The organism is Luteolibacter sp. Populi, from assembly GCF_040801775.1.
Classification (GTDB): domain Bacteria; phylum Verrucomicrobiota; class Verrucomicrobiia; order Verrucomicrobiales; family Akkermansiaceae; genus Haloferula.
This window is the reverse complement of the sequence record NZ_CP161812.1, coordinates 5,670,930-5,693,103: the sequence shown is the minus strand read 5'-3', so window position 1 is coordinate 5,693,103 and position 22,174 is coordinate 5,670,930. Positions and strand designations below refer to the sequence as shown.

Annotated in this window: 12 protein-coding genes; 11 read left to right on the top strand and 1 reads right to left on the bottom strand. The window is 65.3% G+C overall.

Going from position 1 to position 22,174, the window contains the following annotated elements:
* Positions 1-21: 21 nt before the first annotated feature.
* Complete coding sequence (locus ABWK72_RS23145) at positions 22-1,245, bottom strand: hypothetical protein (protein ID WP_367871945.1); 1,224 nt, start codon at positions 1,243-1,245, stop codon at positions 22-24.
* Positions 1,246-1,562: 317 nt separating this feature from the next.
* Between ABWK72_RS23145 and ABWK72_RS23140 the strand changes: the two genes are divergently transcribed.
* The 11 genes from ABWK72_RS23140 (at position 1,563) to ABWK72_RS23090 (ending at position 22,097) form a co-directional block, all read left to right on the top strand.
* Positions 1,563-2,768: an autotransporter outer membrane beta-barrel domain-containing protein gene (locus tag ABWK72_RS23140; RefSeq protein WP_367871944.1), complete on the top strand. Its 1,206-nt coding sequence runs from the start codon at positions 1,563-1,565 to the stop codon at positions 2,766-2,768.
* A 613-nt stretch (positions 2,769-3,381) separates the two neighbouring features.
* Positions 3,382-10,281: a PA14 domain-containing protein gene (locus ABWK72_RS23135; RefSeq protein WP_367871943.1), complete on the top strand. Its 6,900-nt coding sequence runs from the start codon at positions 3,382-3,384 to the stop codon at positions 10,279-10,281.
* Positions 10,282-10,620: 339 nt separating this feature from the next.
* Positions 10,621-11,247, top strand: coding sequence for a DUF1080 domain-containing protein (locus tag ABWK72_RS23130; RefSeq protein WP_367871942.1), 627 nt, complete (start codon positions 10,621-10,623; stop codon positions 11,245-11,247).
* A gap of 281 nt (positions 11,248-11,528) precedes the next feature.
* A complete protein-coding gene (gene nusA, locus ABWK72_RS23125) occupies positions 11,529-12,794 on the top strand; it encodes a transcription termination factor NusA (protein ID WP_367871941.1) in 1,266 nt (421 codons plus the stop codon).
* Positions 12,795-12,868: 74 nt separating this feature from the next.
* Positions 12,869-15,064, top strand: a complete 2,196-nt coding sequence (gene infB, locus ABWK72_RS23120) for a translation initiation factor IF-2 (RefSeq protein ID WP_367871940.1) — start codon at positions 12,869-12,871, stop codon at positions 15,062-15,064.
* A gap of 141 nt (positions 15,065-15,205) precedes the next feature.
* Positions 15,206-15,583: a 30S ribosome-binding factor RbfA gene (gene rbfA, locus ABWK72_RS23115; RefSeq protein ID WP_367871939.1), complete on the top strand. Its 378-nt coding sequence runs from the start codon at positions 15,206-15,208 to the stop codon at positions 15,581-15,583.
* 551 nt (positions 15,584-16,134) lie between these two features.
* Positions 16,135-17,214 (top strand): proprotein convertase P-domain-containing protein, encoded by a 1,080-nt coding sequence (locus ABWK72_RS23110; RefSeq protein WP_367871938.1) that lies wholly within the window; start codon positions 16,135-16,137, stop codon positions 17,212-17,214.
* A gap of 2 nt (positions 17,215-17,216) precedes the next feature.
* Positions 17,217-18,335: a hypothetical protein gene (locus ABWK72_RS23105; RefSeq protein ID WP_367871937.1), complete on the top strand. Its 1,119-nt coding sequence runs from the start codon at positions 17,217-17,219 to the stop codon at positions 18,333-18,335.
* A gap of 160 nt (positions 18,336-18,495) precedes the next feature.
* Positions 18,496-19,668, top strand: a complete 1,173-nt coding sequence (locus ABWK72_RS23100) for a GAF domain-containing sensor histidine kinase (protein ID WP_367871936.1) — start codon at positions 18,496-18,498, stop codon at positions 19,666-19,668.
* A 993-nt stretch (positions 19,669-20,661) separates the two neighbouring features.
* The gene (locus ABWK72_RS23095) at positions 20,662-21,108 is read left to right on the top strand and encodes a hypothetical protein (RefSeq protein ID WP_367871935.1); all 447 of its coding nucleotides are present in this window, start codon (positions 20,662-20,664) and stop codon (positions 21,106-21,108) included.
* Positions 21,105-22,097 carry a chorismate-binding protein gene (locus tag ABWK72_RS23090; RefSeq protein ID WP_367871934.1) on the top strand — a complete coding sequence of 331 codons (993 nt, stop codon included), beginning with the start codon at positions 21,105-21,107 and terminating at the stop codon, positions 22,095-22,097. Before ABWK72_RS23095 ends, ABWK72_RS23090 begins: the two co-directional genes overlap by 4 nt.
* Positions 22,098-22,174: the final 77 nt, after the last annotated feature.

Genomic DNA, 22,174 nt, shown 5'->3' with positions numbered 1-22,174 from the left:
AAAGGTCCCTGCCTCCGGCTATCACTTGGCGGCCGGGCCCCAGCCGACTTTGATGAAGTCGGTGATCTCGAGGAAGGTCTGGCCCACGCCATTCGCCTTCTTTTCCAAGGCGATGACCATCGGCACGCCGTCACCGGCGAGGGCGGCAGCCACCTCGTTTTTATTCAGGCCCGCGCCGCCTTCGGTGACCGCGCGGAACTTCGGCAGCGCGGGGGAGTCCTTGCGGATCCACGCGAGCTGGTCGCGATTCGGCATCGGCGGGGCGAGGCGGAAACGCAGGAAGTGTGATTCCGCTTCTCCCTCCGGCGGGGCCGACGGCTTCACGTGGAGCATGAAGATTCCCTTCTGGCCCGCGGGGCCGTCGTAGAACTTGCGGAAGTCGTCCTGATAGAAGCCGATGAAGGCTTCCCAATCCACCTTCGGTCCCTCTTCCGTCGGCACGACTCCCACGACCACGCCGTCCGGTATGTCGGTCGTGCGCACGATGTAGAGATGGGTGCCGTCCTTGATGGTTGCCAGGCTGATGCCGGTGTAGGCGATCGGGCCGTCGCCGGATTCGGCAGCGCGCTTCTCCATCAGTTCGCCGACCTGTTCGGGGATCACGACGTATTGCATGCGGGCCTTCCAGTCCGGTGCTTCGAGGAAGGCGCGCAGCGTGTGGTCGGAGTCGAGCTTCACCGGTGGGGCGGGCGGCGGCTCGGAAGGAGGAGTGGTCTCGGGTCGCTTCACCGGTTCCGGCTGGGGGGGCATGGGAGCGGGCCTGGAATTCGAGGAGGGAGGCTCCGGTGACGCTTCCTTGGAGATGACCGGCGCGACCTCGTCCGACTGGAGCATGCGCAAATAATATCCGGCCCCGCCGAAGGCCACGGCGGTCACGATCCAGGTCAGCGCCCACCATCCCCGGGAAGAGGCAGGCGCGGTCCCGGGTGCTGCAACGGCGGCCGGTTCAGGCTGCGGCTGCGGGGCGGGCGGCTCGGGTGCTAGCGATGGTGGAGGCTCAGGAGCCACCGGTGGTGGCGGCTCGACCGGAGCAGGTGCTTCCGCAAGCGGCACCGGCACCGGCGGGCCAGGAGGAGCGGGTAACCGGGCCGGAATCCCTTGGGCGGGATCGGGACTGATGATCTCCTGCCAGCAGCGGGGGCATGGACCCTGCAATCCGGCGGCGGCGGCCGGCACCGCGAGCGTCACCCCGCATGCGGGACAGTCGAAGTGGAGGGTCGGCGGAACGGGGGCTGCGGAACTCACCCCGGCAGGCTAGGGCTCCGTGCGGCTGGGTCAAGGCAGGGTAGGCGTGCGCTTTTCCGGCCTCACAAACTGCAGATCGGCTAAGTTTTTTAAGGAAATGCCCTGACGCAATCGCGTAGGGGAGAGCCCGTCGCTTTTCCGGGATGCGAGATAACAGATGTTGATTTATCAACGGGAATTGGGTTAAATATCAGGAAATCTAAAACATCAGCTTGTCTGCGTGCCGATAATCTTTCCTTGTCCCATATCTCGGTTTCCCGCATGGTCCGGCCACCCCACATCACGCACCCCCGCGTGATAGTTCACCCCCATCCCCCATGAATACCCCCTCCGCATATTGCTTGCGCTTTCTTGCCGTCGCGGTCGCCGGTGCCGGTTTCGCCCGTGCGGGTGATGAGACTCCTCCGGACAATTGCTTTCCCGATAACCGCGGCGTGACTTCCGCCTCGATCAGCAACGGTGTGATCGGTTCCGCATGGGCCGCGTCCCATGACGTCGGCGGTCGCCTGGCTGCCCACCGCGCCGGGATTCGTCCTGCTTCGCGCCTCGTGGAAGAGGCCACCTTTGTCCCCGCCGGCGACGCCAAGGGCGGCATGGGTTCGGCCAAGGGCGCGAAGGTCGCCGCGATCGCGGTGCCCAAGCCCAACAAGTGGGAGATCTACGGTTCGCTCTATTATTACAGCGAGGACCAGGACGGCGATAGCTACGGCCGCCGCTCCAAAAAGAAAAAGGACGAAAAGTATGACAAGGCGGGCGGCGCGCTGGTTTCCCGTTTTGCGGGCGGCGGTTCCGCGGATACCTCGTTGGAAGTCTTCGGCGGCAGCGTCGGACTGGAGCATCACCTGAACAGCGAGTGGAGCATCGGTGCGGCAATCGGCGCCTCCTCCGCGGACGTGGACATGGGCTCCGCCGGCAGCGCGGATATCGATACGGTCGCAGTCAGCCCTTACATTTCTTACTATCGTCCTGATACCTTCGGCTACGCCGACCTCTGGGCGGACCTGCTGTATTCCTACGGCATGCACTCGATCGACACCCGCCGCAACACCGGCGGCGGCATCGCCACCGGCTCGCCGGATGCCGATACCCACACGCTCGAACTCACGGTCGGCGTGAACTTCGGTGAAGAAGACGTCGTCCACGGCCCCTACGCCGGGATGCGCTACATCACCGGCACCATCGATGCCTACACCGAGGTCGGCCCCGGTGCCACTTACTTCGGCGAGCAGGATCTCGACTCCCTGGTCTCGATCCTCGGCTACCAGATCTCTTGGAAGCTGCGCGGATCGTCCGGCTACTGGGTGCCGCAACTGCGCGCCGCCTGGGAGCATGAATTCGAGGACGGGAACGTCAGCGGCTTCGGCATCCCGGTGAACAGCCGCGACGAGGACATCGGCGTGATCGGTGCCAATCTCGGCTACTACTTCGACAACGGCTGGAACCTCGGCGTCGAATACGAAGGCCGCTTCGGCAGCGAGACCCAAGGCCACTATGGTGGCGTCCGCGCCGGGAAGGAGTTCTAAGACTGCCTGTTTTTCAAGCGCCGTCCGGTGGAATGCCGGGCGGCGTTTTTTGTTCTTCCGCACCGGGTTCGGGGAGTGTCTGAAGAGGCGCAGCCGCCGTGGAGTGGGGCAGCCTACCCAGCCCCTTACCCACATTCCCGTGATGCTTCACGGACGGCTCTTCCCCTGGGAGCGGCCCGCAGAATGGTCCCTGTGGCGGACAGCACATCCCGAGGGGCGAATGGATACCGCCGTCTTGATAGTGCGGACCGGGAGGAGGAACGGCAGTAAGGGACCACTCTGCCGGACGGTGCCCCGCGGTCCCGGGGGGGGCGCTCCCCGTGTTGGGCACGTGAGTTGGGTTCCTCCCCATTTCCCTAGGTTCCCTAACAACCCAATGCTGTATGCCAAGCTCCCCCATCCCTTCCCGCTGGCTGGCTAGCAACTCCCCACACCTTCGCACCCTTCCCTAAAACCCCATCAATTCCTCCGCACTTCCCCCGGCATGTCCGGCGGCGGGATGGACAGAACGAGCGTTCGCGGCTAAATCCCGCCATCTCCCGCGTTGGGCGATGTGCCGATATCGAAGTCCCCGCTTCTGAATCGGCATCCTCCTCCGCGAAAAACCCCACCCATGAAGTATTCTCCCAAGGTCTTGCTGGCCGCTTTGGTATCGGCCGCAGGTCTCGCCGCGTTCGGCTTGCGACAAGCAACCCCGGAGGCCTCAACCGCTTCCGCAAACACACCGGCCACCGCTCCCCGGCCGGATCAACCCACCCCGCCAGCAGTCCTGCCACCGACTCCGCCGCAAGCGACCGACGGCAGCCTCTTCACCGACATCGGCAGCTTGGAAAAAGGGACCACCATCTCCCTGCCCCTCCCGGATGGCGGCACAAAAGAAGCCCGCCTCAACTACGTCAACCGCTACCCGAACGGCGCCCAAGCCGCGGGCGGTGTGCTCGCGGATGGCAGCGGGATCTTCGAGATCGCGCAGGAGCCCTGGGGCTACCGCGGCTTCGTCCTCCAGAAGCAGGACAAGATCGCCTACGTCTATTCGAGCAACGCTGATGGCGAACTTCAGGTCGCCCGCCGCCCGATCGGCGAGGTGATCTGCGAGCCGGACCCGAATTTCAAACCCCTCGCCCAGGCCGAGCTCCCCGACCCCGAGAAGATCGCCATCTACAATGGCGGCCGCAGCGTCGGCGTCATCGGCGAGGCCATCCCGATCCTCAATAGCCTGCCGCGCGCGGAGGCCACCATCTATCTGGACTTCGATGGCGAGGTCATCGAGGGCCAGAGTTGGGAAGGCGGCGCACGCATCGTCGCCCCCGCTTTCAATTTCAGCGCCGCCCAGATCACCGCGTATTGGCAGCGGGTCGCGGAGGACTTCGCGCCCTTCGAGGTCAATGTCTCCACCGACCTCCAGGCCTACCTGCGCGCACCGCAGGGCCGCCGCATGCGCTGCATCACCACCTCGAACAACTTCGCCGGTGCCGGTGGCGTCGCCTTCAACAATACCTTCCTCCAATCCGGCGATACCTGCTGCTGGAACTTCGACCCTAACAGCGGTGCCTCGGTGGTCATCTCGCACGAGGTCGGCCACACCTTCGGCCTCCATCACGACGGCCGCACCGTCCCGGTCGAAGGCTACTACAGCGGCCACGGCAGCGGCAATACAAGCTGGGGGCCGAACATGGGCACGCCCTACAGCCAGGCCGTCACCCAGTGGAGCAAGGGCGACTACGTCAACGCCGACCAGCACCAGGACGACCTCGCCTACATCGGTGCCGCCGCCCCCCGCCGCCTCGATGACCACTCCAATGTCGTCGCACTCGCCACCCCGCTCACGCTCGGCGCGGGCGGCAGCGTGTCTAACAGTGGCGTGATCGAAAGCCGCGACGACATCGACCGCTTCGTCTTCACCACCGCCGGTGGCAGTCTCACGCTGAACTTCACGCCCGCGCCGAACGGCCCGAACCTCGACATCGAGGCGAAGCTCTACAACGCCGCCGGCACCCTCCTCACCACCGCCAGCCCGGCTAACCAGCTCAATGCTTCGCTCAGCACCGCTCTCGCGGCCGGCACCTACACCGTGACCGTGGATGGCACCGGCGAGAAGACCTGGGCGGACAGCGGCTACGACGACTACGGCTCGCTGGGTGCCTACACCGTCACCGGCACCGTCCCCACCCCTTCATGGCGATTCCGCATCGCCGCGAATGCCCTGAACGGCGCGGCGCTCGGCACCGTTGCCCCGGGAAATGCTGCTTACTCGATCACCGCCGGGAATACCGGGACCGCCTTCGCGATCAACTCCGCCACCGGCCTGATCAGTGTCGCGAATGCCGCCTCCCTTTCCTCCGCGCCGGTCTTCACGCTGAGCATCGGCTACACCGCTTCCGGCATTCCCACGACGACCAGCGTCCCGATCATCGTCGCCCCGCTGCGCGGCCTGAAGCAGGAGATCTGGACCGGCCTGAATGGCAGCGGCATCGGCCCCCTCGCCACCCGGATCGCGGGCGGTGCCCCGAATCTCACCCGCTACGCGCCGATCTTCCAGGTCCTGCACAATGCGGACAACTACGGCCAGCGCCTCAGCGGCTATCTGCTGCCTACCGAAACCGGCAACCACGTCTTCTGGACCACCGCCGACGATTCCAGCGAGGTCTGGCTCTCCACCGATGCCACGCCCGCGAACAAGGTCCGCATCGCGTATAACACCTCCAATACCGCCCCCGACAACTGGACCGCCCAGGGCACCCAGCAATCCGCCGACATCCCGCTCGTCGCCGGGCAGCGCTACTACATCGAGGTGCTCCACCGGGACCAGACTTCGGCCGACCACGTCAGCGTTTCCTGGCAGTCGCCCACGCAGGCGCGCCGCCTGATCGGCACCGACTATCTGGAATTTCCCGGTGCCCTCGCCAACCGCGCGCCATGGCTCGCGAGCATGACCTTCCGCATCCAGGAAGGCAGCGCGCTCAATACGGTGGTCGGCACCCTCGCCGCGGGTGACTTCGAGCCTGGCGCGGTGCTCTCGGGTTTCACCATCACCGGCGGCAATACCGGGAATGCCTTCGCCCTGAATGCCACGACCGGCATCCTCACGGTGAATGGCGCGCTCTCCTTCGCGGCGCTTCAGAAATACTTGTTAGATGTGCAGGTCGCGGACAACGCCGGCCTCACCCGCACCGCCCAGATCGCCGTGGAAGTCGAGGCCCGCGCCGTGAAGCGCGAATACTGGACCGGCATCAGCGGCAACGACGTCGTCAACCTGACTTCGAATGCCGCCTTCATCGCCGGCACCCCGACCGCGACCAGCTACGTCCCCTTCTTCGAGACACCCGCGAACAGCGCGGACAACTACGGCCAGCGCCTCAGCGGCTACGTCCGCCCGCCGGACAGCGGCAGCTACACCTTCTGGATCTCTTCCGACGACGATAGCGAGCTCTGGCTTTCCACCACCTCCAGCCCGGCCAACAAGGTCCGCATCGCCAACTGTGACGGCGCGACCAATCCGCGCGAGTGGGGCAAGTTTCCCTCCCAGCAGTCCGCGAACATCACGCTGGAAGGCGGGAAATCCTACTACATGGAAGTCCTGCACAAGGAAGGCGCGGGCGGCGACAACCTGGCGGTTTCCTGGGACGGCCCGAACTTCGGGCGGGTCATGCTCGGCGCACCGCATGTCACCCAGAACTTCTACAACCACGGCGCACCGGTGCTGAATGACAAGAGCGCGACCATCTTCTCCCGCGATGCCGGCGTCGTCACGACCTTGGAAGCGAAGGATTGGGCCGACCCGGGCACCACGCTGACCTTCAGCATCACCGGCGGGAATGCCGATGGCGCCTTCACCATCGATCCGCTGACCGGCACCATCAGCGCCGCCACCCCCACCCCGCCGTCCGGCGTCCGCGTGCTGACCATCACCGTCACCGACAATGGTGTGCCGCAGCTTTCCGACACCGCCACCGTCACCGTGAACGTGGCGAAGCCCGGCATGAGGCGCGAGGTCTGGACCGGCCTGCCCGACGGCCAGGCGCTCACCGACCTGACCAAGTGGCTCCACTTCCCGCAGGCGCCGACCCTCAGCGGCTACACCGAGAACTTCAAGGCCCCGACCGGCTACGGCGAGAACTACGGCCAGCGCCTCAGCGCCTACATCATCCCGCCGGCCACCGGCGATTACACCTTCTGGATCGCCTCCGACGACGGCGGCCAGCTTCTCCTCTCCACCGACGCGAACCCCGCGAACCGGAAGGCCATCGCCTCGGTGAACGGCTCGGTCGGTGAAGAACAATGGACCGCCCAGGGCAACCAGCAGTCCGCGGTGATCCCGCTGGTCGCGGGCCAGCGCTACTACATCGAGGCCCTGCAAAAGGAAGGCAATGGCGGCGACCATCTGGCGGCGGCCTGGCAGGGCCCGGGCTTCACGCGGACCCTGATCTCCGGCAACAATCTCGAATACCCGGAAGTCATCCGCCCCGCGCTGCGCCGCGAGGTCTTCAGCGCCACCAGCCCCGTGGCATGGGCCAAGAACCCGGCGAGCGGTCTGATGGAGTGGGCGACCTCGCTCCTTTCCGAGACCTTCGAAGGCACCGGCGCGCTCTCCGGGAATGCCACCGAAACCGGCAGCGCCACCTGGGGTGCTTCCGCAGGCTGGGTGCGGAATACCAACCTCGCCGCCAAGGCCGCCAATGGCGATGCCACCGCCCTGCTGCCCTTCGCCCCGGTGGCGGGCAAGGTTTACACGCTGAGCCTTGAGGTCGACCCCACGACTTCCCCGGGCACCACCGATTGGTTCGCGCTCGGCTTCATCAGCCAACCGGCGACCAATGGCGCGCTCTACAGCGGCACCGTGCCCTTCACCAGCTCCGGCGCGCCCTGGATGCTGGTGCGCGCGAATGGCAATTCGGGCGGGAATACCGTCCAGGCCTTCTCCAGCGCGACGACCAACGTTTTGAACTCGAGCGCCGCCGTCAGCGGGATCGGCACCTACGATACGCTCGCCGTCACCCTCGACACTCGCGGTGCGAGCTGGATCAGCCGCTACTACTTCAATAGTACCTTGGTCGGGCAGCACGTCCTCTCGCCGAATCCCACGATCCAGTCGGCGGGCTTCGGGGCCATGGGCACCGCGAAGGGCAATGTCCGCAACTTCCGCCTCGCCACCGCAGACGCCCCGGCCGCCGGCAATTCCAACACCGACGGCGTGCTGCTGTCCTTCAAGAGCGCGGTCGATGCCACGGACAATTTCTCGGAACGCATCAGCGGCTTCATCGTGCCGCCCGCCACCGGTGCCTACTCCTTCTGGATCGCTTCGGACGACGATGGCGAGCTGCTGCTCTCCACCGACGAGACACCCGCGAACCTCGCCAAGATCGCCTCGGTCACGGGCTTCGTGAATCCGGAGGCATGGGATACCCAGCCCGCGCAGAAGTCCGTCTTGAAGAACCTCGTGGCGGGCAAGCGCTACTACGTGGAAGCGCGCCACCGCGATGGCATCGGCGGCGATTATCTGGCGGTCGCTTGGGAAGGCCCGGGGATCACCCGCCAGATCGTGGCCAACGAATACCTCGAACATCCCGCGGTGCCTGCCGACCGCACCCTGCTGCGCCGCGAGGTCTGGACCGGCGTTGGCGGGCAGGGAGTCGGCGACCTCACCAACCTCGCCACCTACCCGGGTGTTCCTAACAGCAGCGGCACCCTCACCGCGGGCATCGGCCTGCGCGCCGGCACGAATGTCGCGGAGAACTTCGGCGAGCGCATCTCGGGCTTCCTGGTCGCGCCGGACACCGGCCGCTACACCTTCTGGATCGCCGCGGACGATCAAGCCGAACTCTGGCTCGCCACCGACTCGCATCCGGCCAACCGGGTGAGGATCGCCACCGTGAATGGCGCGGTGCCCGCTCTGGCTTGGGATAACAATGCCTCGCAGAAATCCGTGCCCATCGCCCTCGAAGCCGGGGATCGCTACTACCTTGAAATCCTGCACAAGGAAGGCGCGGTGGATGACCACCTCGCCGTCGCCTGGCAGGGCCCGAACTTCGCGCGGCAGTTGGTTCCGAACGTCGTTCTGGAGCATCTCTACTCGATTCCCGGCAAGGCCAACTTGAAGCGCGAGGTCTGGAACGGCATCGCCGGCGAACAGGTCGCCAACCTGACCTCGAATTCCGCCTTCATCAGCGGCACGCCCGCCGCCCGCGGCGCGCTGACCCGCTTCGAGGTCCCGCCCGATTACGCCGATACCTACGGCCAGCGGATCTCCGCCCGCCTGGTCGCGCCGGAATCGGGCAACTTCAAGTTCTGGATCGCCTCCGACCACGCCAGCGAGCTCTGGCTTTCCACCACCTCCAGCGCGGCGAACCGCATCAAGATCGCCACCACCAGCGCCACCACCAACGCCCGCGAGTGGACGAAATTCCCGACCCAGGAATCGGGCAGCCTGCCGCTGGTCGCAGGCACCGCCTACTACATCGAGGCGCTGCACAAGGACGGCAGCGCGGCCGACCACCTGGCGGTCGCTTGGCAGGGACCGTCCTTCGCGCGCCAGGTCATCGACGGCCGCTTCCTGCAATTCCCCGGCACCCTGCCGGCAACGGTCGCCCTCAAGCGCGAGGTCTGGACCGGCATCACCGGCGAGCAGGTCACCGATCTTACCGGCATCGCAGCCTACCCGGCCTCGCCGAGCCAGGTATCGACCCTGAACGAATTTTCCGCGCCGCTGAACTGGGGCACCAACTACGGCCAGAAAGTCAGCGGCTACCTGATCGCGCCGCGCAGCGGGGACTACCGGTTCTGGATCGCCTCCGACGACGGCGGCGACCTCAACTTCGCGGCCGATGGCGTGCCCGCCAACAAGACCCGCATCGCCTTCACCACGAATGCGACCGGCAACCGGAACTGGACCAACAACGCCAACCAGCAGTCGGCGGTCATCCCGCTGGTCGCCGGCCAGCGCTGCTACATCGAGGCCCTGCAGAAGGAAGGCGGCGGCGACGACTACGTCTCCGTGGCCTGGACCGGCCCCGACATCCCGCAGCAGGTCATCCCCGCGCAGTTTCTCGAATACCCCGGCCTGATCCCCGGCACTACCCAGTCCGGCAGCGCCCCCGCGGCCAACCCGCTCGATCCCGGCTACGCCTTCTGGCTCGGCTTCAACGGCCTGATCACCGCCGGCAACCGCCTCGCCACTTCCGATCCGGACGGCGACCGGCTCTCTAACAGCCTCGAGTTCGTCCTCGGTGGCAAGCCTTCCGGCATCGGGGCGAATTCCACCGCCCTTCTCCCGCAAGTCACCCTCGACCCGACCTGGGCGACCTTCGTTTACCGCCGCGCCGACGTCTCGATCGTGGCCGGACCCTACGTGCAATTCGGCACCACCCTCGGCGTGTGGACCCGCGCGGAGAACAGCATCGGCGGCGTGCAGATCAGCATCACGGATGATGCCTTCGCCCCCGGCATCGACCGCGTCACCGTAAAGGTGCCGCGGAGCACCGCGAACCTCTTCATGAGGCTCAACGCGGGGTTCTGACGAAGGGTCCCGAAGAGCCCGCCACCAAGGGTACGTAGTCCCGCCTTCAGGCGGACGAAGGGTCCCTGAAGGCGGCAACAACGGACGGCTTTTCCGGTGGCTTCGTCCGCCTGAAGGCGGGACTACGTACCACGCGATTCGAACATCGAATTACCGTTACCTACCCGTGCCCTCAAACGGCACACGGGTGGTGCCCCGGACGTCACGCCACCCGTAGCCCCGAACGGCACGCAAAGGTTATCCCTCTTAAGGGTACCCCTTTAAGAGAAGGCCTCTTCCATTTCCCGAACCGACTTTGCCGCTTGGAAAGGCGGGCGCCTTGGCCTTGGCTGGGGGGAGATGAATCGTCGCGCGTGGATGGCACTGGGGATGGCTGCGGCGGGATGTCGGAGGAAGGCGGAGCCGGTCGCGGTGGTGGCGGAACCGGAGTGGCAGGGGCTGGCGGATTCCTGGGAGCAGGTGATGGGCGGGGAGCTGAGCCGGCCGGAGGAGGGGGTGCTGCGGCTGCAGTGGGGAGAAAGCTTGAGCGCGATGAAGTGGACCGGGCCGCCGCTGACGCTGCCCTTCGAGATCGAGCTGGAGGCGCGGCGGGTGGACGGGACGGACTTCTTCTGCGGGCTGACCTTTCCGGCGCGGGCGTCGGGAGAATGCCTGACCTGGGTCGTCGGCGGCTGGGGAGGCGGGCTGGTCGGAATTTCTTCCCTCGACGACAAGGACGCGTCCGAGAACGGGACGGCGCGACCGACGGTTCTCGAGAAAGGGCGCTGGTACAGGCTGCGGCTGGCGCGGCTCGGGGAGCGGCTGGAGGCGTGGATCGACGGCACCCGGGTGGTGGACCTGGACACCACCGGGCGGAAGCTCTCGCTGCGGCCGGGGCCGATCGATTGCTGCGCACCTTTCGGATTGGCGACTTGGCAGACCACGGGGGAGTTCAGAACTCTACGTTGGCGGACGCTGAAGGAATGACGAATTCCGAATTTCCGAATGACGAATGGAGCGTGGAGGGGGGAAATCGGCCCGCATTCTGGCGCCCAAGACATTCTGAATTCGAGAATTCGTCATTCGTCATTGGAATCCCGAATCCGCCCCCTAGCATGGTCCTCCCGACCGGGGAGATTCGGCTTGCAACTCAAGGTATTCCGCCGTATCCCCCCGCCGATCAATCTTCCGACACGAAGGAGTGGGTCGAAAAACCCGCTCTTTCGCGTCTCTGGACATACGGAGCGCCGAGCGCCGCACTGCCCGCCATGACCAACGACATCGTCGCACTCATCGAATACTACGAGAAGGAAAAGGGCATCGACCGTGACAAGGTCGTTGCCGCGCTCGAGTACGCTTTCATTTCCGCCTATCGCAAGATGGTTCCCGGGGCAGATGCCATCGAGATCCTGCGCGCCGACGTGAACACCAAGAAGGGAGAAACCCGCATTTATGCGAGCCTGAAGGTGGTTCCCGACGAGGACTACGCGGACAAGTTCAACGAGGTGCCGTTCTCCACGGCGTCCAAGAAGAACCCGGAGGTCCAGGTCGAGGAGCAGGTGGAATTCAACGTCACGCCGAAGGATTTCGGGCGGATCGCGGTGCAGACCGCGAAGCAGACGATGATGCAGCGCCTGCGCCAGGCGGAGAAGGAAATGATTTACGAGGAGTTCAAGGACCGCGCGGGAGACATCGTCTCCGGCACCGTCCGGCGCTTCGACCGCAGTGACGTGCTGATCGACCTCGGCAAGTTCGAGGGCGTGATGCCATCCCGCGAGCGGGTGCAGACCGAGGAATACAACATCGGCGACCGGATCCGCGCTTACGTGGTGGCGGTGGAGAACGAAGGCCGCGGGCCGGAGATCATCCTGTCCCGCAGCCATCCGAACTTCGTGCGCCGCCTGTTCGAGGCCGAAGTGAATGAGATTTCCGACCGCACGGTCGAGATCCGCGGGATCGCCCGCGAAGCCGGCTACCGGACCAAGGTGGCCGTGTGGAGCACCGACGACAAGGTGGACCCGGTGGGCGCCTGCGTGGGCCTGCGCGGTGCCCGGGTGAAGAACATCGTCCGCGAGCTCAACAACGAGAAGGTCGACATCATCCGCTGGAGCGACAACCCCGAGGAATTCGTCCGCGAAGCCCTCAAGCCTGCGGTGCTGCGCTCGATCAGCGTGGATACCGAGGCCCGGGTGCTACACGTGACGGTCGACGAAGAAGACCTGAGCAAGGCGATCGGCCGCCGCGGCCAGAACGCCCGCCTTTCCTCCCGCCTGATGGGCTGGGACGTGCAGGTCCGCAAGGACGAGAGCAAGCTGGAGCAATTCGAGAAGAAGATCGCCGGGGCGGCGCACTCGATGGGCGAAATGCTCGGTCTTGACGACGACCTGGCCGACAAGCTTTTCCGCGCCGGCGGCATGAGTTCCGAGATTGTGGCCGAGATGCCTGCGGACTATATTGCGGCGAACCTGGAAGTTTCCGAAGAGCGGGCGCTCGACATCCTGGCCCGTGCGAAGGCGCATTCCGCCTCCGCTTGACACATCATCCATCTTACCTCCCCGGAGCCGAACTAACCCGCAGCTCCGCAACGACCGACGACATTTCCCGCCTGATGGCTAAAGATAGCAGCGACAGCACTCCACAGAAACCGCGCAAGGTTCTCGATCTCATCGAGCAGCCGAAGGCAACAGCAGCATCCACACGCCGCGACCGCCAGCGCGCCGCGCAGGCCTCCGAGGCCGCGCCCGCACCGGCCCCGCCGAGCAAGCTGGATGCCGACAAGGCCAACGCGCTGGATCTCTTCAGCGACGACGGCAAGAAGAAGCGGTCCGGAGTGCGCAAGACCGAGCAATCCGGCAAGGCCGTGATGCCGACGATCTCGAAGGTACTGGACGAGGAATCCCCGTCCGCGGAGGCGGCGATCCACTTCGCGCCCCCGCCCCAGGAGGAACCCGCCCCCCCGCCGGCACCGCCCGCACCCGCGGCTGCGGAAGAAGCAACGGAGGATGGAGAAGACACCGGCAACATCATCAGCATCAAGCCGCCGATCATCGTGGCGGATCTGGCCGCGCGGATGGGCCTGAAGCCCTTCGTGCTGCTGGCGGATCTGATCAAGCTGCAGATTTTCGTGGCACCGATGCAGGCTATCGAGCCCGAGATCGCGGTGAAGGTTTGCGAAATCCACGGCTTCATCTTCGAGCGCGAGAAGCGTGAGAAGGGCGGCGGTGTGCACAAGATCGAGGAAGTCGCCGTCGAGCCGCAGGCTCCGAAGGACGAGCCCCAGGACGTGCTGCAACTGCGCCCGCCGATCATCACGATCATGGGTCACGTCGACCACGGCAAGACCTCGCTGCTCGACTACATCCGCAAGACCAAGATCACCAAGGGCGAAGCCGGCGGGATCACCCAGCACGTGGCCGCCTACAAGGTGGAGCACGAGGGCAAGCCGATCACGTTCATCGATACGCCGGGTCACGCGATCTTCTCCGACATGCGCGCCCGCGGTGCCGACATCACGGACATCGTGGTGCTGGTGGTGGCCGCGAATGACGGGATCATGCCGCAGACGCTGGAAGCGATCGAGCACGCCAAGAAGGCGAAGAAGACGATCATCGTCGCGATCAACAAGATCGATTTGCCGGCCGCGAACGTGCAGCGGGTGAAGAGCCAGCTGGCCGAGCGGGGCTTGCAGACCGTGGACTTCGGCGGTGACGTCGAGGCCGTGGAGATTTCCGCACTGACCGGTGCCGGGGTTCCGGCGCTGCTCGAACTGCTGGCCCTGCAGGCCGAGGTGCTCGAGCTGAAGGCGAACCCGAAGGGCAATGCCCGCGCCTCCATCATCGAGGCCCGGGTCCAGCCCGGCCGCGGTGCCACCGCCTCGGTGATCGTGGAGACCGGCACGCTCAAGACGGGCACGCCGTTCATCTGCGGTCCCTTCGCCGGCAGGATCAAATCCCTGATCAACGACCGCGGCGAATCGGTCAAGGAGGCCAAGCCCGGCACGCCGGTGGAAGTCGTCGGCTTCGACGAAATGCCGAACGTGGGCGATAGCCTGGTCGAGATGGATTCCGTCCGCGGGGCGCAGAAGCTGGCCGACGAGCGCCAGCTCGAGCTGCGCAACTCGCGCCTGAAGATGACGCAGAAGAGCCGGATGGAGGACATCTTCTCCAACGTGATCCAAGGCACCGGCAAGGCCGCGCTGAAGATCGTGCTGAAGTGCGACGTGCAAGGCTCGGTGGAAGCGATCAAGAACGCGATCGGCGAGATCAAGTCGGACAAGGTCACCGGCCAGGTCATCCTCGCGGGTGCCGGTCCGATCACCGAGGGCGACATCCAGATGGCCAGCTCCGCGGATGCCGTGGTGCTCGGCTTCAACGTCAAGGTCGAGGCCAATGCCGTGAAGTCGGTCAAGTCCGAGGGCGTGCAGGTGAAGCTTTACTCGATCGTTTACGAACTGATCGACCAGGTGCGGGAGGCGATGCTCGGGCTGCTGGAGCCGCTGACCCGCGAGAACATCATCGGCCACGCCGAGGTGAAGATGGTCTTCAAGCTTTCCAAGTCGAAGGGCCGGGCAGCCGGTTCGATCGTCAAGGACGGCAAGGTCCACCGCAAGGCCCACGCCCGCGTGCTGCGCGGCGGGGTGCCGGTCTTCGACGGCAAGATGTCGACCCTGCGCCGCTTCCAGGACGAAGTGGACGAGGTCAAGTCGGGCATGGAGTGCGGTATCCGCCTCGGGGAATTCAACGAATACGTGGAAGGCGACATCATCGAGTGCTACACGCTCGAGAAGATCCCGCAGACGCTCTAAGAGCGAAGTTCCAAGGGAGAAGGACCAAGTGCCAAGGGAAACAGCCCTTGGCACTGGAGGCCTTCGCCGGATTTGCCTTTCTTGGAACTTGGTCCTTATTACTTGGAACTTCCCGCCTTTGGCACTTAGCCGCCCACTACGATGAGCCTCCGAATTGACAGGGTAAACGAGCTGCTGAAGCGCGAGATCGGCACCGTGATCCAGAAGGATTACGAGTGGAACGGCTCGCTGGTGACTGTGAGCGCGGTGGAGACGACCCAGGACATCAAGGAGGCGAAGGTCTGGATCAGCGTGCTGGGCGGACGCGTGGAGAACGTGCTGGAGAAGCTCAACCACGAGCACGGCAGCATCCAGAAGAAGGTCTCCAAGCGGGTGGTGCTGAAGTCGACCCCGGTGCTGAGCTTCCGCTTCGACGGCTCGGCCGAGCGCGGGGTGGAGATCGTGAATCTTTTGGACGAGGTGGCGAAGCTGCCGACGGCGAAGGATGGGGAGGAAGACAGAGTGCCGAGTGATCAGTGATCAGTGGTGGGGCGGAGGGAGTTTGCTCGGTTTCAGTGTTCAGTTTTCAGGAAAAGGCGGAAGAAGGAACCGCCAAGACGCTAGGACGCTAGGTTCTTGAGGGGACGTGGAGAGCGCGTGCCGAAGAAGCATCCCTTCCTGCACGGCATTTCACGCGGGGCGTCGGATAGCGCCGTTGCCTTGCTGCAGACCTTTCCTGCGCGTGAAACCCCTTGGACCGTTCTGCGGGCCGGTGGCTCCGCGCTCCCAGGGGAAGAGCCGTCCGTTGGACCCGTGACGTCGGGGTGGCTTCTGGCGGCGGGGAATCGGGGCAAACTCGTAAAATTAGCAGGGAGTGCCGGGGCTTGACATTTTTATTCTAAAAATTTAAGACATGTGAGCTGTCTACTAACCTTGCCCTTCAACCTGTGAGAACGCCCTTTATCCAGTGCCTTTGGATCTCCCTGCTGCTACCAGCCATGGCAGGGGTCCCGATTCCGCCCAAAACCAACTCCTCCGCCCGCGTCAATGATGCGGAATCCGCCAATAATCCATTCGTTTATAATGGATCCGTGGAGTCGGAATCGGGCCAAGGCAGCGGTGTGGTGGCGGAACACCCGAATCTTTTTTTCACGGCCGCCCATGTGGTCTATGACGAGGAAACAAGCAAATGGATGGCACCTCCGCTCTGGCTGGGTGGCGGTGGACGGGAGGAACTGAGCTTGCCGCCGGAGGTGGTGAGGTCGATGCAATCCCGCGGCTACTTCCGCTGGAGCGCTTATGCGGAGAATGTCGACCGCGAGGGGCAAAATTCGCCGAAAGCCTTCTCGCGCGATATTGCGCTGGCGTGGGGGCTGCAGCCCTTTTTCCTGGGCGAGCCGGCTCAGCTGGATTTCTCCGGCTACAAGAATCTGAGGAAGCATAAGGATCAGACGATGATCACCGGCTATCCGGCACTCCTGGATTACACGGGGGATCCGGGGGATGGCTACCTGCACTCGACCACGCCGGAGTTCACCACCTTCAAGGAGGCTTCCCACAAGTATCTCTATGCCACGCATATTTCCACAGGCCCGGGCAACAGCGGCGGACCGGTGTGGATCGACGAAGGAGACGGGGAGTGGGCGGTGGCGGGCCTTCTGGTTTCGGGCCGCCCTTCGGAGGCCGGGATCTACTCGATGACCACGGCGATGAAGAGCTTCCTGAAGTCGGCGGCACCGGCGATCGGCGGGCCGCGCAAGTCGATGAAGAACGGTCCCAAGGCGATCGGCACGAGCACGATGCGGATGGTGCTGGCCAAGCCGAAGAAGATTCCAGACGGGGTGCACCGCTGGACGAAGATCCCCTTCAAGATCAGCCGCTTCGACGAGGGAGCCAAGGCTTTGAGCATCACCGTGGATCTGGGGATCACGACCGGACACCGCGGCGACCTGATCGTGGCACTGCTGACACCGTCAGGAGAGATGAGCATCCTCCACGATGGCGAAGGTGCGGGTGAGGATGACCTTGTGATCGAGGATCAGATCGTGGACATGGAGGGCTTGGACGATGCCACCGCCAACGGGACCTGGGCGCTTCTGGTGCAAGACCGCCTGACCGGTGATCCGACGGTGGTGACGCGCTTCGAACTCGAAGTGTTGGCCGAGAAGTGAAGATGCCGGCGAGGCACCGCCCCTTGCTGGCCGTGGCACTGGCTGCCGCGGTCGTGTGGGGCGGCATGTCGCTGTGGCCGGAGCCGGCCGCTGTGGTGCCGCCGGTGGCGGCGGTGTCCCCGCCCGTGAAGCCGCCCGCGGCGCGCACGGGCCGGGAACGGATCAGCGAGGATTGGCAGTCGATCCTGGCGGCTTGCGAGAAGGGCGAGGATCCGGAGAAGATCCGCCGGCAACTGGCGGATCTGAAGAAGCGCTGGCTGGAGGAGGATGACCTGTATCTGGTGGCGGCCATGAGCGCGCACCTGCTGCGCGGCGGGGCCGATGCCAAGACGGGCATCCCCTTCGAGGTAGGCGGAGGACGCTCGCTAAAGGGCTGGCCGACGCTGCGGGTCTTCCTGCTGGAGATGCTGGGCGTGACCGATCCGGATCTGGCGGCGGAAGTCGCGCGGGAGGTCCTGGGCACGACGGGATCCGCGGAGGAATATGCGGTGGCGCTGAAGGCGTTGCTGCAGAAAGGACCCTGGCGTGCTCCGGATGCGGAGCTGGAGGGCTATTTTTCGACGATGCTGGGGAAGCCGGATTGGCAGAAGAGTGCCGGTCTGGCGGAGGCGCTGGATCTGGCACGGGTGGTGGCGACTCCGGCGGCCACGGCGACGCTTGCGGCTTGGCTGGACCAGTCACCGCCGGCACGGGAGGTCGGGGCGATGGCGCTGCACGAGACGGCGGCGGCGGATGCACGCCTGGTGACGGAATTGATCGCGGAGCAGCCGGGGCTTTTTGAAGATCAGGGCAGCTTGCGGGCGAGCCTGATGGCACGGGCGACGGTTCTGGAAGCGGGCCAGCCGGAACTGGTCGATGGCTATTTGAGGAATCCGGCGGTTTCCGTGGAGGAGAAGCGGGAGTTTCTGGCGGTCTATCCGCTGCGCAGCGCGACGACGGGCTACCGGCTCTACGGAAGTCCGCCCGCCCCCTACGAGCGCGCGGCGGTGGTGGCGGATGACCAAGCGGCGCTGGAAGCGGTGGGGCGCTGGAAGGCGGATCCCGCGCTGGCGGAATTGCTGCCGGAGATGGGGAGGCTGGAGGGACGGCTGCAGGCTTGGGTGAAGCAGGGGGAGGAATGAGGCAGCAGCAGGTGCCGAGTGATCAGTGGAAGAAGTTTGCTAGTTTTCAGTTTTCAGTTTTCAGGAGCGGCCGCGTAGGCTGCCGGGCTGATGCTGCGCGATTCTTCGGATTTGGGATTCAGGCTTTCATTTTGCAGGGGGCGGTGCCACAAGCCGCGGCATGCGCTTGGCTTTCAATCGGTTGTTTGATGAGGCGCGGTTGCAAGCGGTGGCGGAGGTGCTGCCGGTGCAACTGGATCCGGATGCGGACTTGGACCGGATCGCACGGCTGGCGGCGCGGGCGGTGGGCGCGCCGACGAGCCTGATCACCCTGATCGGCGGGACCGCCCAGTATTTCCGCGGGGTGTGCGGGGCACCGGCGGCGATGGGCGATGCGCGGGAGGGGCCGCACACGGATTCGCTGTGCCGGCATACGGTGCTGGAAGGGGAAATCGTGTCGATTCCCAACACGGCGGAGGACGCGCGGTTCGCCGACAATCCGATCGTCACGGCGCTGGCGCTGAAGGCTTATCTGGGGATTCCCCTGGTGACCGCCGACGGCCATATCCTCGGCACGATCTGCGTGATCGACTATGAAGCGCGGGAGTGGAGTGCGGATGAAATCGACCTGCTGCGCGACTATGCGGCGGTGGCGATGGGCCATTTGGAAGCGGTGGCCAACAACGCGAAGATCCGGGTGGCCTTCGACGTGGCGCTGCATGATCTCAAGACCCCGCTGTCCGGCCTGCTGATGGCGGCTTCCCTGGTTCACGAGCGGATGGACTCGGTGCCCGCCGAACTGAGGCCCCTGATGAAGGTGGTGGAAAGCTCGACCCACGCCGCGGTGAAACTGGTGGAGACGCTGGCGACCGAACGCCAGGGCCGGGTGACCTCCAGCATCTGTGCCGACCCTGCGGGAACGATGGAGTCGATCCTGGACCGGCTGCGGCACCGGGCGGACCGGAAGGCGATCGCTTTCGAATTCGATCCGGGAAAGCCGATTCCGATGAGGGTGCCACCGTGGGTGTTAGAGAGGATCCTGGAGAACCTGGCGACGAACGCGATCAAGTACGGGCCGAAGGGAAGCAAGGTCGCGATCCGCTTCGGGACGAGAGACGGGCACGGCCATTTCCACATCCGCGACCAAGGTCCGGGGTTTTCGGAGACGGACCGGGAGAAGATGTATTCGAGATATGCGCGACTGAGCGCGGAGCCGACGGGGAACGAGGCATCGACGGGGCTCGGGCTTTCGATCGTGAAGAGGCTGGCGGATCAGCACGGGGGCAAAGTGGAACTGGTGAGCGGGAGCGGGGAGAGCGCGGAGTTCCGGGTGAGTTTCGCGATGGTGGGGTGAGCTGCCGGCACGCAGTGGCAGTCCGCAATGCCAAGCAATGCGTTCGGCCCGATTCAGCGGCGGACGAGATTTCCTACAAGCAGGCCGATCCCCGCCGCGATCAGGACGGCCGGGACCGGAGCTTGGATGATGAGACCCCTGAGGCTGAACTCCGGCGGAGAGAGATCGAGGCCTCTCACATTCACCGGCGGGGTAGCGAAAGGCCGGGGATCCGCGGTTTCATAAGTGAGGTCATTCCCGGAATCCTGAAGGAATTCGAGGGAGGGATCATCAGAATGCAGTGCAGGGTTTTTCGGGTATGCTGGAACGTTTGACATGGGATTGAAGGCCGACCGGCCGTTTCCTTTTTCGCATCCTGCGTGCCATCCCGGCCGGACTTGGGAAATGGGGGCGACCTAACGAGAGAAAAGCCGCGCTCCCTTGCGGAAGCGCGGCTCCGGGGACAGAACCCATCATCCCCTTCGCCGGCGGACCAATGCCAGCAATCCAATGCTCCCGATCAGCGCGGCGACGGAGACTTCCGGCACGGCGGTGACGGAACCCCAAAAGGTTCCGGGAGGCTGAGAAAGGCGATCGCCATCAAGGGCGGGGGCGGGGTCGAGCTTCTCACCCGAATCCCTTTCGCCCGGGGCGGAGATGGGGGCGGTCGCTGCAGCGCTGTCGCTTCCGTCCCACGGGCGATCCGCCGCGCGGGCGGATGCAAACAGGGCAAGAGTGCACGACATACCGCTGGACACGAAATGGTGCCGGGTCGTCATCAGGGGGTTTTGGACTGAGGTGGGAGGCTGGGTTTCGAGAGGTTTCTTGGGAAAACCTGTTTGGCATACAGAATGGTTCGCTCTGAAAAGTCGAGCCAGAACGAGTGGCTAGGGGCGCTGAATTCTGTCATGCCGCGGTGGGTATCGAGGCGTCGTCTGGCGATTCAATCATAGCGCGGCGGCGGGTCCGCGGTGGTGGTTGACGGGGCGGGCGGCGGGGACTTGGATGGAGGGCATGAACATGGCGTCCTCGTGGATCGGCATTATCGGACTGATCCTCTATCTGGTGCTGGTCTCGGGGGTCTGGGTCGGCTTGGCCGGGCTGTGGCGCGGGAGCCGGGGAGCATCGTGGTGGCTGATGGGCACGGGCATGCTTTTCAATACGCTGGGGCCGATCCTGTGGATTGTGGGGACTTGGCTGGTGTTTGCGCAGATGACCCGTTCGCTGGGGAGCTCGCCCTCCTCCCCTCCCCCTTCCGGCGGTAATTCGACGCTGGTGGCGGTGATTGCCGGAGCCGGAGGATTGCTGACGCCGCTGGGAATGCTCCTGTTCTCGGTGGGCTTCTCGCTGCATGGATTCAAGGTGGCGCGGGCGCGCGAGCGGATCGGCGAGTTGGAGCAACTGACGGAGGCGATGGGCGAGGAGATCACGCGGCTGAAGGAAGGACAGGCGCTGCCGTGAAGGATGCGCGCGCCTTCCTGGATCTGCCGGACGGACGGCGGTTGACGGGCTACGGTCCCTTTCGTACGACGAGTGCCGTACCTGCATCCGGGACGGCGTTTTACCGGAACGACTTCGGGCTGACGGCGGCGGAGCCGTGGTGGATCCCGGCGCGCTGGGAGCTGGCGGAGCGGGGTGACGACGGGGTGGCGGTGCCGGAGTGCGAGTGGGAGCCGCCGGATGCCTCGGCCTTCGCGGTGGTATTCCAGGAGATCAGCGCGGCGATCCGGGCCGGGGACTTCGAGAAGACGGTGCCGGTGGTGGTGGAGCGCGGGACCTTGAAAAATGCACCGGGGCATTCGCTGTTAGAAGCGGCGGGTGCGAGTGCGGGGACGCTGATGGGTTATGGATTTTCCGATGGCGAGAGGGGCTTCGCGGGGGCGACTCCGGAGACTTTGTTTACCTTGAGCGGCGGGGTGCTGCGGACGATGGCGCTGGCGGGCACGGCGCGGTCCGAGGAGCGCGAGGTGCTGGCGGTGGATGAGAAGGAAATCCGCGAGCACGAGTATGTGGCGCAATCGCTGGTGGCGCAGCTCGGGGACATCGGGCGGGTGCGGCGCGGGCCGCGGGTGATCATGGAGCTGGGGTCGATCGTGCACTTCCACACGCCGATCGAGGTCGATCTAACAGGGAGCGAGAGTCCGGCGGCGCTGGTGCGGCGGATGCACCCGACGCCGGCGCTGGGTCCCCTGCCCCGGACGGCGTGGACGATGGAGCAGCTGATCGCGTGGCGGCGGCGGCTGGGGACGCCGGAGGATTTCGGCGCGCCCTTCGGGGCGCTGGTGGAGGGGGAGTTTCACGCGATCGTGGCGATCCGCGGGGTGTGGTGGGAGGGCCGGGAGCTGCGGCTGCCGGCGGGCTGCGGGGTGATCGAGGCGAGCCGGCTGGTGAACGAGTGGCGGGAGCTAAGGTTAAAGCGGGAGGCGGTGAAGGGGAGGTTCGGGTTTTGAGTGAAGGGGAGAGGCTTGCGCGGTTGGGTTCTTGAGGCGGTACCGCTCGTTTCACGGGCTAAAGATTAACCGCGAAA